This is a genomic window from Mesorhizobium sp. P2_H9, assembly GCF_056403215.1.
Map to the genome: position 1 here is coordinate 143,637 of NZ_JBFUFX010000011.1, position 12,751 is coordinate 156,387.

A 12,751-nucleotide genomic window follows, 5' to 3' on the forward strand; every position below is an offset into this window, starting at 1 on the left:
TCCGGATTTGTGATTTCAAGACCTCGACGATTTGTAGACGTTGACGCCGAGCTCGCGAATCTTCTTGCGCAGCGTATTGCGGTTCAAGCCCAGCAGTTCCGCGGCCTTGATCTGGTTGCCGCGCGTTGCCGTCATCGAGGCCAGCACCAGCGGATATTCGACCTCGGACAGAATGCGCTGGTAGAGGCCGGCAGGCGGCAATTCGCCGGCAAATGACGTAAAATAGCGCTGCAGGAAATGCTCCACCGCCTGGCCGATGGACAGGTCGTCCGGAATGAGATTGCCGCCGCCCGGAACCACCGGCCTCTCGCCGGTCTTCAGTTCGGCTTCGATGATCTCGGCCGAAATCTCGTCCTGGGAGTAGAGGGCGGCAAGCCGGCGAACCAGGTTTTCCAGTTCGCGCACATTGCCGGGCCACGGATAGCGCTTCATCAGCTCGATGCCGCCAGTGGAAATGCGCTTGGTCTGCAGGCCTTCCATGGCGCCAAGCTTGAAGAAGTGGCGCACCAAATCCGGAACGTCCTCGGACCGCTCGCGCAACGCCGGCAGCCTGAGCGGCACGACGTTCAGGCGATAGAAAAGGTCCTCGCGAAACAGCCCCTGGTTGATCAGCGTGCGCAAATCCTTGTTGGTGGCGGCAACGATGCGCACATCCGTCTTGATCGGCGTGCGTCCGCCGACCGTGGTGTATTCGCCTTGCTGCAGCACGCGCAGAAGCCGCGTCTGCGCTTCCATCGGCATGTCGCCGATCTCGTCGAGGAACAGCGTGCCGCCTTCAGCCTGTTCGAAACGGCCGGTGGAGCGGTTCTGCGCGCCGGTGAAGGCGCCCTTCTCATGGCCGAACAGTTCCGATTCGATCAGATCGCGCGGGATTGCCGCCATGTTGATCGCGACGAACGGGCCGCCACGGCGGCGGCCATATTCGTGCAATGCACGGGCGACGAGTTCCTTGCCGGTCCCCGATTCGCCCGAGATCATCACCGTCAGATCGGTCTGCATCATGCGCGCCAGCATGCGGTAGATGTCCTGCATGGCCGCCGAGCGGCCGACCAGCGGCATCGTTTCCGGCTGCTCGGCCGGACCCGTATCGATCTTAGGCCGCCTTGGCTCGGAAAGCGCCCGATTGACGATGTTGAGCAGCTCGGTCAGGTCGAACGGCTTCGGCAGATATTCGTAAGCGCCGGTTTCAGAAGCGCGAATCGCGGTCATGAAGGTGTTTTGCGCACTCATGACGATAACTGGCAGTTCCGGCCGTGCCTTCTTGATGCGCGGCAGCATGTCGAAAGCGTTCTCGTCCGGCATGACTACGTCAGTGATCACCAGATCGCCCTCGCCCGCAGCCACCCAGCGCCACAGCGTCGAGGCGTTGGAGGTCACGCGCACCTCATGGCCGACGCGCGACAGCGCCTGATTGAGCACGGTGCGGATGGCCGCATCGTCGTCGGCGACGAGAATATTGCCGCGAACCGTCATTTGCGGTCTCCTTCGCCTTCATCATCGGCAGTGTCGTACGGTGTTTCTTTCCAGGCCGGCATCAGGATGCGGAAGGTGGTTCCGCGCGGCGTTGAATCGCATTCGATGATGCCGCCATGCTCGCCGACGATTTTTGCCACCAGCGCCAGGCCGAGGCCTGAACCATTCGGCTTGGTGGTGATGAACGGGTCGAACAGGATCGGCAGGATGTCTTCCGAAACACCCGAACCATTGTCGCGCACGCAGAATTCCAGCGGCAACGAGACGCGATCCTGCGTCCCCGGCACCGAAACGCGGATGCCTGGCCGGAACGCGGTCGACAGGATGATCTCGCCGTGCGGGTCGCTGCCGATCGCCTCAGCGGCGTTCTTGACCAGGTTGAGGAACACCTGGATCAGCTGGTCGCGGTTGGCGAACACCGGAGGCAATGATGGATCATAGTCCTCCAATATCTTGATTCGTTTGGCAAAACCGTTCTTGGCAAGCGCCTTCACGTGGTCGAGCACGACATGGATGTTGACCGGGTAGCGGTCGATCGGCCGCTCGTCGGTAAACACCTCCATGCGATCGACCAGCGAGACGATGCGGTCGGTCTCGTCGGTGATGAGCCGCGTCAGCGCGCGGTCTTCGTCGGAAGCTGAGAGTTCGAGCAACTGGGCAGCACCGCGTATGCCCGACAGCGGGTTCTTGATCTCGTGGGCAAGCATGGCGGCAAGGCCAGTGACTGAGCGCGCCGCACCGCGATGCGTCATTTGCCGGTCGATCTTGTCGGCCATTGACCGCTCCTGGAACATCACCACGACCGAGCCTGGGAATTCCGGCACCGGCGCCACATAGAGGTCGACGACCTTTTCGATGCCGAGACGGGGCGACGACACATCAACGCGGTACTCGTTGACCGGCGCGCGGCGCTCGCGCACCTGGTCGACCAGCGTCAACAGCGGGCTGCCGAAGGGAATGAGTTTTGGCAGCGTGTTGCGGGCGAGCATGGTCGCACTCGAGCGAAAAAAGTCTTCGGCATCGGCATTGGCGTAGGTGATGAACCCGTCCGTATCCACCATGATCACCGGTCGGCGGATGGTGTTAAGCACGATGTGGGCGGCTTTCGCCATGTCGGTGCCCTGTGTAACGGTGGCGTTCATGCCGCGCTCCGCAGGTTCATCGCACCGGCAGCGCTTGAAAACAGATCGCGCAGCTCAGCGATCACACGGGCGGGTTCGAACGAGGTCAGGATCGCCTTGCGCCGGTCGTCGGCAACGCCGGCGGCGTTGCGGTCGAGGTACCAGCCGAGGTGCTTGCGTGCCTGGCGTAGGCCGCTTTCGACGCCGTAAAGGGTCAGCATGTCCTCGTAGTGGGAGGCGATGTAGTCGGCCATGGCTGCCGGGCTTTCCGGGATGCCGGAGGCTGGATTGCCCGCTGCGGCCGCAGCGATTCTGCCGGCCGTCCATGGCGCGCCGTAATGGGCGCGGCCGATCATCACCGCATCGGCGCCCGACTGGTCAAGGATATCGGCGGCCTCCGCCGGCGAGCCGACATCGCCATTGGCGACAACCGGGATCGACACGGCGTCCTTGATGCGCGCGATGGCGCGCCAGTCCGCCTTGCCTTGATAAAACTGGCAACGCGTGCGGCCATGCACCGTCACCATCCTGACGCCGGCTTGTTCGGCGCGGCGCGCCAGCATAGGTGCATTGAGCGCACTTTCATCCCAGCCGAGCCGCATCTTGACCGTGACCGGCACCTCGACGGCACCAACCACGGCCTCGATCAGCGACAATGCGTGGTCGAGATCGCGCATCAGCGCCGAACCGGCATAGCCGCCCGTCACCTTCTTGGCCGGGCAGCCCATGTTGATGTCGATGATGTCGGCGCCCTCACCGGCGGCGATTCGCGCGCCTTCGGCCATATGCGCGGCCTCGCGGCCGGCAAGCTGGACCATGTGTACCGGCAGGCCGGAGTGACGGATGCGCAGGTCGCAACCTGCCCTGCCCTTGGCAAGCTCACCGCTGGCCACCATTTCGGATACGACCAGGCCCGCACCGTGCGCATGGGCGCGCTGCCGGAAGGGTTCGTCGGTAATCCCCGACATCGGCGCGAGAAAGACGCGATTGCGGATTTTCACGCCGCCCACGTCCAGCGGCGAAGCCAATTTGGTCACATCAGGCATGCACAAAAACCAAGCATGTTCAATTGCTGCACATTCTCTAGCCAGAATGCTGGCAATGTGCAACGCGGAATGACGCCACATCAAGACGCATTCGGGAAAATGCTGGCCTTCGACGATAGCCGCGACTAAGGCACTCACAATGACAGATGCAAGCGAAAAACAAGTGGCTGCGGGCGACAAGGTTGGCGTGGTTATCGTCGCCGCCGGCCGTGGTGCGCGTGCCGGCCAGGCCGATGGCCCGAAGCAGTACCAGAGCATCGGCGGCAGCGCGGTCATTGCGCGCACGCTGGATATGTTTCTTTCGCACCCGAGAACCGGTCCCGTCATCGTCGCCATTCATGCCGACGACCGCGCGCTCTTCCGCCGCGCGGCTGGCGCAAATGCCGACCGGGTCACAGCCGTGATCGGCGGCGAATCGAGGCAGGCCTCGGTCCGGCTTGGCCTGCTTGCGCTGCGGGAACATGCGCCGAGCCGGGTTCTCGTTCATGACGCCGTGCGTCCCTTCGTGGACGCCGGCCTGATAGACCGCACGATTGAGGCCATCGGCGAGCGCCAGGGCGCGCTGCCGGCTCTGCCCGTCGCCGACACGCTGAAGCGCGAGTCGGCCGCCGGCATGATCGAAGAGACGGTTTCCAGAAACGGGCTTCATGCCGCGCAGACACCGCAAGGCTTTCCGTTCTGGCCGATCCTGGCTGCGCACGAAAAGGCCCATCATCTGGGCAAGACGGATTTCACCGACGACGCCGCGATCGCCGAATGGGCGCATATTCCGGTAAAAATCGTTCAGGGATCACCGGACAATGTCAAACTGACCTGGGCAAGGGACATCGCGATGGCGGATCAGCGGCTTTCCGGCGAACATCAGCGTTTTCCCGACATCCGCACCGGCAACGGCTATGACGTGCACGCGTTTGAGCCCGGCGACCATGTCACTTTGTGCGGCATTGCCATCCCGCACGGCAAGAAACTGTCGGGACATTCGGACGCCGATGTCGGCCTGCATGCCTTGACCGATGCCCTGCTCGCCACCTGTGGCGCCGGCGATATCGGCACGCATTTCCCGCCCTCCGACCCGCAATGGAAGGGCGCGGCTTCAAAAATCTTCGTCGAACACGCGGCGAAGCTGGTGCGCGGGCGCGGCGGGCGCATCGCCAATGCCGACATAACGCTGATCTGCGAGGCGCCGCGCGTCGGCCCGCATCGCGACGCGATGACCGCGGCGCTTTCGGCAATGCTCGGCATTTCCCCGGATCGCATCTCGATCAAGGCGACAACCAACGAAAAGCTCGGCTTTGTCGGCCGCGAGGAAGGCATAGCGGCGATTGCGACCGCTAGCGTCGTTTTTCCGGGCGAGGTCCCCGCATGAGCAACGCCGAGCTCGCCAACGCCTTGCTCCTGGCCTGTCAGCAACGCGGCATCATGCTGGCAACGGCCGAAAGCTGCACCGGCGGCCTGATCATCGCCGCGCTGACCGACATCGCCGGCTCATCGGCCGTCGTCGATCGCGGTTTCATCACCTATTCCAACGAGGCCAAGATGGAGATGCTCGGCGTCTCCGCCGCTACACTCGACGCGCATGGCGCCGTCTCGCGCGAAACGGTGCTGGAGATGGCGGCCGGCGCGCTGGCGCATTCGCGCGCGAGCCTTTCTCTTGCCGTTACCGGCATAGCCGGCCCAGGCGGCGGTTCGGCCGACAAGCCGGTCGGCCTCGTCTGGTTCGGCCTGGCGCTCGCCGGCCAGCCGGTTGTCGCCGAGCGCCAGCTGTTTGGCCACAAGGGTCGCGAATTCATCCGCCACGAGACGGTGAGGCACGCGCTGCAACTCGGGCTGCGCGCGCTGGGCGCTAATTAGGCCGGCTTTCCATAAATGACGTCGGCGCGCTTCTCGAACGCCTCGGCGAACATGCGGAAGGCGCGGTCGAACATGGTTCCCATCACCGCGCCCAGAATGCGGCTCTTGAACTCGTAGTCGATGAAGAAACGGACGGTACAGCCGCCCTCGGCCGGCTCGAAGCGCCAGACATTGCTCAGATATTTGAACGGGCCATCGATGTATTTGACGTCGATGGCGTTCTCATCCGGCTTCAACAGCACCTGCGTCGAGAACGTCTCGCGGATCGCCTTGTAGCCGATGGTCATGTCGGCAACGAGAATCGTCCGGCCGTCGCGCTCCTTGCGCGAACGCACCGTCAGCGCTTCGCAAAGCGGCAGAAATTGAGGATAGGTCTCGACATCCGCGACCAGCGCGAACATCTGCTCCGGCGTATGGGCGACGCGGCGAGTGGCTTCGAATTTAGGCATGAAACCAGCGTGTTAGGCTGATTTCTTGAACAGCGCTTCACGCGCCGCGCGCAGCCTGGCGAAATCGTCGCCGGCGTGATGCGACGAACGCGTCAGCGGGCTCGACGCCACCAGCAGGAAACCCTTGGTCCGGCCGATCGTCTCGAAGGACTTGAATTCCTCCGGCGTGACGAAGCGGATCACCGGATGGTGCTTTTTCGACGGCTGCAGATACTGGCCGATGGTCATGAAGTCGACATTGGCCGAGCGCAGATCGTCCATCAACTGCAGGATCTCGTTCCGCTCCTCACCGAGGCCAACCATGATGCCGGATTTGGTGAAGATCGACGGATCGAGTTCCTTGACCCGCTGCAGCAGCCTGATCGAGTGGAAGTAGCGCGCGCCAGGCCGCACCGTCAGATAGTTCGACGGCACCGTCTCCAGATTGTGGTTGAAGACGTCGGGCTTGGCCGCCACGACGATCTCCAGTGCACCCTCCTTGCGCAGGAAGTCAGGCGTCAGGATTTCGATGGTCGTCAAAGGCGTCGCTGCCCGGATGGCGCGGATGACTTCGGCGAAATGCTGGGCACCGCCATCAGCTAGATCGTCGCGGTCGACGGAGGTGATGACCACATGGCTCAGCCCCATCTGCTTGACGGCGTGCGCGACACGCGCCGGCTCGTCGGCATCAAGTGCGGTCGGAATGCCGGTGGCGACGTTGCAGAAGGCGCAGGCGCGTGTGCAGATCTCGCCCATGATCATGAAGGTGGCGTGCTTCTTCTCCCAGCACTCGCCGATATTGGGGCAGCCCGCCTCTTCGCAGACCGTCACCAGCTTGTGCGACTTCACGATCTCACGCGTCTCGGCATAGCCCTTCGACATTGGCGCCTTGACGCGGATCCAGTCGGGTTTGCGCAGCACGTCCTGGTCAGGCTTGTGCGCCTTTTCAGGGTGCCGCAGGCGCGGCGCGTTGGCGATCGTGTCGAGGACAGTGACCATCTTGAACCCGGTTGGTTGGCGATCGCCTTTCCGGCTTTCGCTTTTCAAAGATCATCTAGGACTTTTCGGCACAAAGAAAAAGACCGTGGCGGCGCATGCCGCCACAGCCCTTTTCGCATTGCAGCAGTTGGTGCGGACTAACGGCGCACCATGCGTCCGACCGCGATCAGCAGGCAGGCGCCGATGAAGCCGGTGATCAGGAAAGCGAACCAGCCGACACCGAAGGGGCCGAAATGCAGCGCTTGCAGGATGGCATTGAGCACGATCGCGCCGACAATGCCGAGAACGATGTTCATCAGGATGCCGGTGTTGCTCTTCATGAACATCTCGGCGAACCACCCCGCCAGCCCTCCGATGATGATGGCTGCGACCCAGCCCACGCCATTCACGTCCATATGCTCTCTCCTCTGGTAACGGGTGAAAATGCATCCGGAAACGAATTACCTTGCCGTTGGGTTCCTTGGCTCCGGCGTGTGAGTCTCACGCCGCCAATTTATCATGCGTTGAGCGCGCGGCCATAGGCATCGAGCACGCTCTCTTTCATCATCTCCGACAGAGTCGGATGCGGGAAGATCGTGTGCATCAGCTCTTCCTCGGTGGTTTCGAGGTTCATCGCCACGACAAAACCCTGGATCAGCTCGGTCACTTCGGCGCCGACCATATGCGCGCCGAGCAGCTGGCCGGTCTTCTTGTCAAAAATGGTCTTGATGAACCCCTGGTCCTCGCCGAGCGCGATCGCCTTGCCATTGGCGGCGAACTGGAAGCGGCCGACGCGGATGTCCTTGCCCTCGGCCTTTGCCTTGGCTTCGGTCAGGCCGACGGAGGCGACCTGCGGGTTGCAATAGGTGCAGCCCGGGATCTTCAGCTTGTCGATGGCATGCACGCCGGGGACATTGGCGATCTTTTCGACGCAGATCACGCCCTCATGCTCGGCCTTGTGGGCGAGCATCGGCGGTCCCGCGACATCGCCGATGGCGTAGATGCCGGGAACGTTGGTCTTGCCATAGCCGTCGACGACGACGCAGCCGCGATCGGTCTTCACGCCGAGCGTTTCCAGCCCGAGGCCCTCGATGTTGCCTTGCACGCCAACGGCCGAGATCATGCGGTCGGCGGTGATCTTCTCGACCTTGCCGTCCTTCATCTCGACATGCGCGGTGACCGAGTTGGCACCTTTCTCGACCTTGGTCACCTTGGCTTCGAGGATGATCTTCATGCCTTGCTTCTCGAACTGCTTCTGCGCGAACTTCGAAACCTCGGCGTCCTCGACCGGCATCACCGCCGGCAGAAGCTCGACCACCGTCACCTCGGCGCCCATGGTGCGATAGAACGAAGCGAATTCGATGCCGATGGCGCCCGAACCCATCACCAGCAGCGATTTCGGCATCTCCTTCGGCACCATCGCCTCAAAATAGGTCCAGATGAGCTTGCCGTCCGGCTCGATGCCGGGCAGCGCGCGCGGCCTGGCGCCAGTCGCCAGAATGATGTGCTTGGCCGTGTAGGTGCCCTCGCCCTTGACGCCCTTCGGCACCGGCGGCTGCGGTTCCATCGGCTTCTTGACCGTCTTGGACACCACGATCTCGCCCGGCTTGGAGAGCTTTGCCTCGCCCCAGATCACGTCGACCTTGTTCTTCTTCATCAGGAAGGAAACACCGCCGTTCAGCCGCAGCGAAACCTTGCGCGAGCGGTCGACCACGGCAGCGGTGTCGACGCTGACCTTGCCGTCGAGCTTCAGCCCATAGTCCTTCAGGTGATCCGAATAATGCATGATCTCGGCCGAGCGCAGCAGCGCCTTGGTCGGTATGCAACCCCAGTTGAGGCAGATGCCGCCGAGATGCTCGCGCTCGACGATCGCCGTCTTGAAGCCGAGCTGGGCGGAACGCACCGCCGTGACATAGCCGCCGGGACCGGAGCCGATGATGATGACGTCGTAGGATTCAGCCACGGGTTTTCTCCCTGATTTTCTTTCTCTAGAGTTCCAGCATCACACGCACCAACGGCGCCAGCGCGTTGCCGATATTCCGCGTGTTTTCCGCATCGAGATGGACCCCGTCGAGCGGCGTGGTCACGGCCACCGTGCCGGCGTCGAAAAAGCCGCAGCCGGCCTCGTCGGCAAGCGCGGAATATTGCGGCGCCAGCCGCTTCGAGGCTTCATCGCCGCCGGCAAACATTTCCTTGAATTCGGCATTGTCGGTGCAGCTGACCGCGGGCGGCGCGACGATGAGGATCTGCGGCGCGGCACAGCCGAACGGGTAGTCATGGCCGCGCACGATGTCGATCAGCCGCTGCATGCCTTGCTTGGCCGCGAGCGGATTGCCGTGGATCCAGGGCTTCATGTCGTTGGCGCCGAGCATAATGACGATCAGGTCGAGCGGCGCATGCGTCGTCAGCACAGTCGGCAACACTCTTGCGCCGTTGCGGTCGGCTCCCGCCAGATGATCGTCGAAAGCCGTGGTACGGCCGTTCAGGCCTTCGGCGATAATTTCGACATCGTCGCCCAACGCAGCCTGCAGCACGCTCGGCCAGCGGTCCTCCAGCGCATGGCGGCCGAGGCTCGCCGCGTCATAGCCCCATGTCAGCGAGTCGCCATAGCAAAGGATGGTTTTCATGCGCTTGCCTCTGCCTTGACCAGCTCGCGGCTTACCCGCCAGCGTACGAACAGCCATTGCACCACGATTGTCACCAGCCCCGGCAGGCCAAGGCCGGCAACCATCGGAATGTCTTTGCTCACCACCGCCGCACTGCTGTCGGCATAGAGGATCAAGGCGACCAGCAGGGCAATCAATACCGCGAAGACGATCAGCGACCACTTGCCCGTCCTTGCCACGGCCGCGACCGGATCGGTCATGAGCTGCGCCACGAAGAAGACAAAGGTGACAATGAAGGTCACCAACACCGAAGCCATGAAGACGAGGATGTATTCTTCCTGCGCATTGGTGATGACGGCCAGTTCCTGCGCCACCAGCCCGCCGGCCAGACCGGAAAGGATCAGAGCAAAAAGGCTGGTGACGAATTTCCGCACCGCCCTTTCCTTCCTAGACCAGCATGCCCATCGGGTTTTCGATCAGCCGCTTGAAGGCTACCAGCAGTTCGGCGCCGAGCGCGCCGTCGACGGCGCGGTGATCGGTCGACAGCGTCACCGACATCACGGTGGCGACCTTGATCTCGCCATTCCTGACCACGGCGCGCTGCTCGCCGGCACCCACCGCCAGGATCGTCGCATGCGGTGGGTTGATGACGGCGGCAAAGTCCTTGATGCCGAACATGCCGAGATTGGACACCGCCGTCGTGCCGCCCTGATATTCCTCGGGCTTCAGCTTGCGGCTGCGGGCGCGGCTGGCCAGGTCCTTCATCTCGTTGGAAATCACGGACAGCGTCTTTTCGTCGGCGTGCCGGATGATCGGCGTGATCAGGCCGCCGGGGATCGATACGGCAACGCCGACATCTGCATGCTTGTGCTTGACCATGGCGCTGTCAGTCCATGACGCATTGGCATCCGGCACCGCCTTCAGCGCCAGCGCCATCGCCTTGATCACCATGTCGTTGACCGACAGCTTGTAGGCAGGAACCTCGCCCTTTTCGGTCTTCTTCACTGGGGCTGCCGCGTTGAGCTGCGTGCGCAGCGCCAGAAGCGCATCGAGCTCGCAATCAAGCGTCAGGTAGAAATGCGGAATGGTGGTCTTGGCCTCGACCAGCCGCCGCGCAATCGTCTTGCGCATATTGTCGTGCGGGACGAGATCGTAGGAGCCCTCGGCAAACAGTTTCAGCACCTGCTCGTCCGACATCGCCTTTGGCGCGGGTGCCGCAGCAGCCGGAGCGCCGGCAGGCGCCGCTTTCGCAGCCGGAGCCGCCTTGGCGCCACCACCGGCAATCGCCGCCTCGACATCGGCCTTGACGACACGGCCATGTGGGCCGGAGCCCGTCACTGCCGAGACATCGACACCGGCATCCTTGGCGATGCGACGGGCCAGTGGCGAGGCGAAGGAGCGCTCACCGCCTGCATGGCCGTTGGCAGCCGGAGCCGCCGCTGCCTTGGCCGGCGCAAGCGCAGCCGCAGCAGCTTCCGGCTTCGGCGCTTCAGTCTTGGGAGCCTCAGCTTTCGGCGCTTCGGCCTTTGCTGGCGCAGCAGCGCCACCGCTTTTCGCCGCCGCTCCCGCATCCTCGCCTTCAGCGGCAAGCACCGCGATCAGCGAATTGACCTTGACGCCTTCGGTGCCGGCCGGAACGACCAGCTTGGCGACAATGCCCTCATCGACGGCTTCGACTTCCATCGTCGCCTTGTCGGTCTCGATCTCGGCGATCACGTCGCCCGGCGAAACCTTGTCACCCTCTTTCACGAGCCACTTGGAAAGATTGCCCTCTTCCATCGTGGGCGACAGGGCCGGCATGGTGATGTTGATCGGCATCTTCTTGTCCTCCCGACCGGCTCAGCGATACGTGACGGCTTTGACCGCCTCGATGACCTCGCCAATATTGGGCAAGGCCAGCTTCTCGAGGTTGGCCGCATAAGGCATCGGCACGTCCTTGCCGGCGATGGTGATCACCGGCGCATCGAGGAAATCGAAAGCGCGCTGCGACACCTGATTGGCGATGTGGTCGCCGACCGAACTCTGCGGATAGCCCTCTTCCACCACCACCAGGCGATTGGTCTTCTTGACCGAGGCGATGATCGTGTCGAGATCAAGCGGGCGGATGGTCCTCAGATCGATGATCTCGACGTCGATGCCCATGGCGCGCAATTCGGCTTCCGCCTTGATCGCATAAGTCATGCCGATGCCGAACGAGACGATGGTGACATCCTTGCCGGTCTTGTGCACACGCGCCTTGCCGATCGGCAGCACGAAATCGTCCAGCTTCGGCACGTCGAAGGACTGGCCGTAGAGGATTTCGTTCTCGAGGAAGATGACCGGGTTCGGGTCGCGGATCGCAGCCTTGAGCAAGCCCTTGGCGTCAGCCGCCGTGTAGGGCATCACGACTTTCAGGCCGGGAATGTGGCTGTACCAGGCGGCGTAGCACTGTGAGTGCTGGGCAGCGACACGGGCAGCCGCACCGTTCGGTCCACGGAAGACGATCGGCGCACCCATCTGGCCGCCGGACATATAGAGCGTCTTGGCGGCGGAGTTGATGATCTGGTCGATCGCCTGCATAGCGAAGTTGAAGGTCATGAACTCGACGATCGGCCTGAGGCCTGCCATCGCCGCGCCCACGCCGACGCCGGCAAAGCCGTGTTCGGTGATCGGCGTATCGACGACCCGCCGTGGTCCGAACTCCTGCAGCAGCCCTTGGGTGATCTTGTAGGCGCCCTGATATTCGGCCACCTCCTCGCCCATGACGAAGACGTCGCCATCGCGGCGCATTTCCTCGGCCATCGCATCCCGCAGGGCCTCGCGAACCGTGGTCGAGACCATTTCGGTGCCGGCCGGAATGTCGGGATCGGCGGCAGCTTCTGTTTTCGGTGCGGCAGCAACGGGAGCCGCCTTGGCGGCCGGAGCAGTGTCTTCAGCCGCGGCCGGGGCTTCCGCCTTTGCCGGGGCTTCCGCTTTGGCGGGCGCCGCAGACTTGCCGGCATCGGCGGCACTTTCGCCCTCCTGCAGCAAGATGGCGATCACCGCGTTGACCTTGACGCCTTCGGTGCCGGCGGGAACCACGATCTTGCCGATCGTACCTTCATCGACGGCTTCGACTTCCATCGTCGCCTTGTCGGTCTCGATCTCGGCGATGACGTCGCCGGCGACGACCTTGTCGCCTTCGTTCTTCAACCACTTGGAAAGATTGCCCTCTTCCATGGTCGGCGAGAGAGCGGGCATGAGAATTTCGATCGGCATGTCCTTGCCCT

The 12,751-nt window shown here is 63.1% G+C and carries 13 protein-coding genes; 2 read left to right on the plus strand and 11 right to left on the minus strand.

The genetic code is table 11. The features are described from left to right. Positions 1–15: 15 nt before the first annotated feature. The 3 genes from ntrC to dusB are packed head-to-tail and all read right to left on the minus strand — an operon-like array spanning position 16 to position 3,640. On the minus strand, positions 16–1,473 hold the full coding sequence (gene ntrC, locus AC1DXN_RS21815) for a nitrogen regulation protein NR(I) (RefSeq protein ID WP_477246773.1): 1,458 nt from the start codon (positions 1,471–1,473) through the stop codon (positions 16–18). Then, entirely contained in the window at positions 1,470–2,615 is a 1,146-nt protein-coding gene (locus AC1DXN_RS21820; RefSeq protein WP_477276066.1) for a two-component system sensor histidine kinase NtrB, read from the minus strand. The genes ntrC and AC1DXN_RS21820 overlap by 4 nt, the downstream gene beginning before the upstream one ends. Continuing rightward, positions 2,612–3,640, minus strand: a complete 1,029-nt coding sequence (dusB, locus tag AC1DXN_RS21825; RefSeq protein ID WP_477276064.1) for a tRNA dihydrouridine synthase DusB — start codon at positions 3,638–3,640, stop codon at positions 2,612–2,614. Before dusB ends, AC1DXN_RS21820 begins: the two co-directional genes overlap by 4 nt. 139 nt (positions 3,641–3,779) lie before the next feature. Here dusB and AC1DXN_RS21830 point away from each other — a divergent pair, with 139 nt between their 5' ends. Together AC1DXN_RS21830 and AC1DXN_RS21835 are read left to right on the plus strand one after the other, a co-directional pair. Next, positions 3,780–5,006, plus strand: coding sequence for a bifunctional 2-C-methyl-D-erythritol 4-phosphate cytidylyltransferase/2-C-methyl-D-erythritol 2,4-cyclodiphosphate synthase (locus AC1DXN_RS21830; RefSeq protein ID WP_477276063.1), 1,227 nt, complete (start codon positions 3,780–3,782; stop codon positions 5,004–5,006). After that, entirely contained in the window at positions 5,003–5,491 is a 489-nt protein-coding gene (locus AC1DXN_RS21835; protein ID WP_477276061.1) for a CinA family protein, read from the plus strand. Before AC1DXN_RS21830 ends, AC1DXN_RS21835 begins: the two co-directional genes overlap by 4 nt. On the opposite strand, the gene AC1DXN_RS21840 is transcribed toward AC1DXN_RS21835, so the two are convergent. The 8 genes from AC1DXN_RS21840 to AC1DXN_RS21875 all read right to left on the minus strand — a co-directional run bounded on the left by AC1DXN_RS21840 (position 5,488) and on the right by AC1DXN_RS21875 (position 12,740). Then, positions 5,488–5,940, minus strand: a complete 453-nt coding sequence (locus AC1DXN_RS21840; protein WP_477276058.1) for a type II toxin-antitoxin system RatA family toxin — start codon at positions 5,938–5,940, stop codon at positions 5,488–5,490. The two genes, AC1DXN_RS21835 and AC1DXN_RS21840, sit on opposite strands and share 4 nt — an antisense overlap. A 12-nt stretch (positions 5,941–5,952) precedes the next feature. Next, complete coding sequence (lipA, locus tag AC1DXN_RS21845; RefSeq protein ID WP_477276055.1) at positions 5,953–6,918, minus strand: lipoyl synthase; 966 nt, start codon at positions 6,916–6,918, stop codon at positions 5,953–5,955. A 137-nt stretch (positions 6,919–7,055) separates the two neighbouring features. Beyond that, positions 7,056–7,313 (minus strand): GlsB/YeaQ/YmgE family stress response membrane protein, encoded by a 258-nt coding sequence (locus AC1DXN_RS21850; protein WP_477246759.1) that lies wholly within the window; start codon positions 7,311–7,313, stop codon positions 7,056–7,058. 101 nt (positions 7,314–7,414) lie between these two features. Beyond that, complete coding sequence (gene lpdA / locus AC1DXN_RS21855; RefSeq protein ID WP_477276053.1) at positions 7,415–8,860, minus strand: dihydrolipoyl dehydrogenase; 1,446 nt, start codon at positions 8,858–8,860, stop codon at positions 7,415–7,417. A gap of 25 nt (positions 8,861–8,885) precedes the next feature. Then, positions 8,886–9,524 carry an SGNH/GDSL hydrolase family protein gene (locus AC1DXN_RS21860; RefSeq protein ID WP_477276051.1) on the minus strand — a complete coding sequence of 213 codons (639 nt, stop codon included), beginning with the start codon at positions 9,522–9,524 and terminating at the stop codon, positions 8,886–8,888. Continuing rightward, positions 9,521–9,937: a hypothetical protein gene (locus AC1DXN_RS21865; RefSeq protein WP_477276049.1), complete on the minus strand. Its 417-nt coding sequence runs from the start codon at positions 9,935–9,937 to the stop codon at positions 9,521–9,523. The genes AC1DXN_RS21860 and AC1DXN_RS21865 overlap by 4 nt, the downstream gene beginning before the upstream one ends. 13 nt (positions 9,938–9,950) lie before the next feature. Further along, positions 9,951–11,321, minus strand: a complete 1,371-nt coding sequence (locus AC1DXN_RS21870; protein ID WP_477276047.1) for a pyruvate dehydrogenase complex dihydrolipoamide acetyltransferase — start codon at positions 11,319–11,321, stop codon at positions 9,951–9,953. A gap of 21 nt (positions 11,322–11,342) precedes the next feature. Further along, positions 11,343–12,740, minus strand: a complete 1,398-nt coding sequence (locus AC1DXN_RS21875) for a pyruvate dehydrogenase complex E1 component subunit beta (protein WP_477276045.1) — start codon at positions 12,738–12,740, stop codon at positions 11,343–11,345. Between the last annotated feature and the right edge of the window lie 11 nt (positions 12,741–12,751).

Coding starts and splice junctions, on each gene's coding strand:
- AC1DXN_RS21835 (WP_477276061.1), top strand. CDS start 5,003: ATGAGCAACGCCGAGCTCGCCAACGCCTTGCTCCTGGCCTGTCAGCAA.
- AC1DXN_RS21875 (WP_477276045.1), bottom strand. CDS start 12,740: ATGCCGATCGAAATTCTCATGCCCGCTCTCTCGCCGACCATGGAAGAG.
- AC1DXN_RS21820 (WP_477276066.1), bottom strand. CDS start 2,615: ATGAACGCCACCGTTACACAGGGCACCGACATGGCGAAAGCCGCCCAC.
- AC1DXN_RS21870 (WP_477276047.1), bottom strand. CDS start 11,321: ATGCCGATCAACATCACCATGCCGGCCCTGTCGCCCACGATGGAAGAG.
- ntrC (WP_477246773.1), bottom strand. CDS start 1,473: ATGACGGTTCGCGGCAATATTCTCGTCGCCGACGACGATGCGGCCATC.
- lipA (WP_477276055.1), bottom strand. CDS start 6,918: ATGGTCACTGTCCTCGACACGATCGCCAACGCGCCGCGCCTGCGGCAC.
- AC1DXN_RS21830 (WP_477276063.1), top strand. CDS start 3,780: ATGACAGATGCAAGCGAAAAACAAGTGGCTGCGGGCGACAAGGTTGGC.
- AC1DXN_RS21840 (WP_477276058.1), bottom strand. CDS start 5,940: ATGCCTAAATTCGAAGCCACTCGCCGCGTCGCCCATACGCCGGAGCAG.
- AC1DXN_RS21860 (WP_477276051.1), bottom strand. CDS start 9,524: ATGAAAACCATCCTTTGCTATGGCGACTCGCTGACATGGGGCTATGAC.
- dusB (WP_477276064.1), bottom strand. CDS start 3,640: ATGCCTGATGTGACCAAATTGGCTTCGCCGCTGGACGTGGGCGGCGTG.
- AC1DXN_RS21850 (WP_477246759.1), bottom strand. CDS start 7,313: ATGGACGTGAATGGCGTGGGCTGGGTCGCAGCCATCATCATCGGAGGG.